Origin of the sequence: Actinomadura sp. NPDC048032 (assembly GCF_040653175.1) — a bacterium.
GTDB classification, from domain to species: Bacteria; Actinomycetota; Actinomycetes; order Streptosporangiales; family Streptosporangiaceae; genus Spirillospora; species Spirillospora verrucosospora.
The window spans coordinates 1-2,259 of sequence record NZ_JBEZJP010000718.1; the positions used below are offsets into that span (position 1 = coordinate 1).

Annotated in this window: 2 protein-coding genes; one reads left to right on the top strand and one right to left on the bottom strand. The window is 73.7% G+C overall.

All coding sequences use genetic code 11. The features are described from left to right. Positions 1 to 23: 23 nt before the first annotated feature. Positions 24 to 398 carry an FKBP-type peptidyl-prolyl cis-trans isomerase gene (locus tag AB0C69_RS41460; protein ID WP_360362238.1) on the bottom strand — a complete coding sequence of 125 codons (375 nt, stop codon included), beginning with the start codon at positions 396 to 398 and terminating at the stop codon, positions 24 to 26. A gap of 141 nt (positions 399 to 539) precedes the next feature. Between AB0C69_RS41460 and AB0C69_RS41465 the strand changes: the two genes are divergently transcribed. After that, a partial coding sequence (locus AB0C69_RS41465) for a hydantoinase/oxoprolinase family protein (RefSeq protein ID WP_360362241.1) occupies positions 540 to 2,259 on the top strand: 1,720 nt, incomplete at its 3' end.

A 2,259-nucleotide genomic window follows, 5' to 3' on the forward strand; every position in this document is an offset into this window, starting at 1 on the left:
GGGGCACCCGCCGCCGGAAGCCGCTAGCTGACGCCGACCAGGTCGACGACGAAGATGAGCGTCTCGCCGGGCTTGATGGCGGGGCTCGGGCTGCGGTCGCCGTAGGCCAGGTGCGCCGGGATGACCAGCTTGCGCCGGCCGCCGACCTTCATCCCGACGATGCCCATGTCCCAGCCCTTGATGACGCGGCCGGAGCCGAGCTCGAAGTCGAACGTGCCGCCGCGGTTCCACGACGCGTCGAACTCCTCGCCGGTCGACCACGACACGCCGACGTAGTGCATCGACACACGCGAGCCCTTGACGGCCTCCGGGCCGTCGCCCTCGGTGATGTCGGTGATGTCGAGGTACGCGGGCGGCTGGCCCTCGGGAAAGTCGATCTCGGGGCGTTCAAGCGCCATGAACGGGCTCCAGCGGTCGTCAGATGTGCGGACAGGACAGAGCTGCTCAGCCTATCCGCACGCCGGTCACGAAAGAACGACGCCTCCGTTGGCAGGTTGCGACGGTTTCGCAGGTGGCCGGCGTCCGGTAGACCTCTGTGCATGGTGAGGCGGCTGAGGATCGGCATCGACACGGGCGGGACGTTCACCGACGTCGTCGCGCTGGACGGCGACGGGGCGCTCGTCACCACCAAGACGCCCTCGACGCCCGCCGACCCGGCCGAGGGGTTCGCCGACGGCGTCGCGAAGATCCTGCGGCTGACCGGCGCGGAGCCGGCGGACGTGGCGGCGCTGTCGCACGGCACGACGGTCGCCACGAACCGCCTGCTGGAGGACCGGATCGACGACCTCGGGCTCGTCACCACCGAGGGCTTCGAGTCGATCCTGGAGATCGCCAGGCAGAGCGTCCCGGACGGCTACGGCAACAGCTACTTCTGGGTGAAGCCGCCGCGAATCGTCCCCGCGCACCGGGTGCGGGCGGTCGGCGGGCGGCTCGACCACACCGGCGCCGAGCTGCGCCCGTTCGACGAGGAGTCGGCCGTCGCGGCGGCCCGCTGGTTCCGCGACCAGGGCGTCCTCGCGATCGGGGTGTGCTTCCTGCACTCCTACGCCGACCCGTCCCACGAGCTGGCGATGCGGGACGTGCTGGCCCGGGAGCACCCGGACGCGGTGGTGTCGCTGTCGTGCGAGGTGCTGCGCGAGTACCGCGAGTACGAGCGGTCGGTGACGACGCTCGTCGACGCCGCCGTCAAGCCCGCGATGAACGGCTACCTCGCGCGGATCGCCGAGCGCGTCGCGGCGCGGCTGCTGGTGATGAAGAGCAACGGCGGCGTCCTGTCGGCGGAGGAGGTGGCGCGGCAGCCGATCACGACCGTGCTGTCCGGCCCGGCGGCCGGGGCGCTCGGCGCGGCGTTCGTGGTCGCGCGCAGCGGCCGCGGCTCGGTGGTGACGCTGGACGGCGGCGGGACGTCCACCGACGTCGCGGTCGTCCTGGACGGCGAGCCCACCCTCACCACCGAGGGGTCCATCGGCCGCCACCCCGTCAAGATCCCGATGATCGACATCGTGACCGTCGGGGCGGGCGGCGGGTCGGTCGCGTGGCGCTCGCCCGACGGAGCGCTGAAGGTCGGGCCGCGCAGCGCCGGGGCCGATCCGGGGCCGCTGTGCTACGGGCGCGGCGGCGCCGAGGTCACGGTGACCGACGCGCACGCCGTCCTCGGCCGCATCCCGCCGCACCTGCTGGGCGGCGAGGTGCCCCTGGACGTGGACGCCGCCCGCCGGGGCCTGGAGGCCCTCGCCGCGGACCTCGGCCTCTCCGTGGAGCGGGCCGCGGCCGGGATCCTGGAGATCTCCGCGTGGAACCAGGCCAACGCCATCCGGCAGATCACCGTGAAGCGCGGCCTGGACGTGCGCGACTACCCGCTCGTCGCGTTCGGCGGCTCCGGGCCCCTGCTGGCGTGCCGGCTGCTGGACGTCCTCGGCCTGCCCGCCGCGGTCGTCCCGGAGAACCCCGGCAACCTGTCGGCCTTCGGGCTGCTCACCGTGGACGTGAAGAACGACTACGTCCGGACCCGCGTCGTCCGCGACGCCGAGCTCGACCCCGCGCTCCTCGCCGGCGTCTACGCCGACCTCGAATCCGAGGCCGCCGAGGCCCTGGCGCGCGAGGGGTTCCCCGAGGACCGCCGCCGCTTCGCCCGCTCCGCCGACCTGCGCTACTACGGCCAGGCGTTCGAGGTGCGGGTCGCCGCCCCCGCCGGGCCGCCGGACGAGGGCCTGCTCCTCACCCCAGTTCAGCGCGGCCTTCTTCGTCTCGAACCCCGAC

Coding starts and splice junctions, on each gene's coding strand:
- AB0C69_RS41460 (WP_360362238.1), bottom strand. CDS start 398: ATGGCGCTTGAACGCCCCGAGATCGACTTTCCCGAGGGCCAGCCGCCC.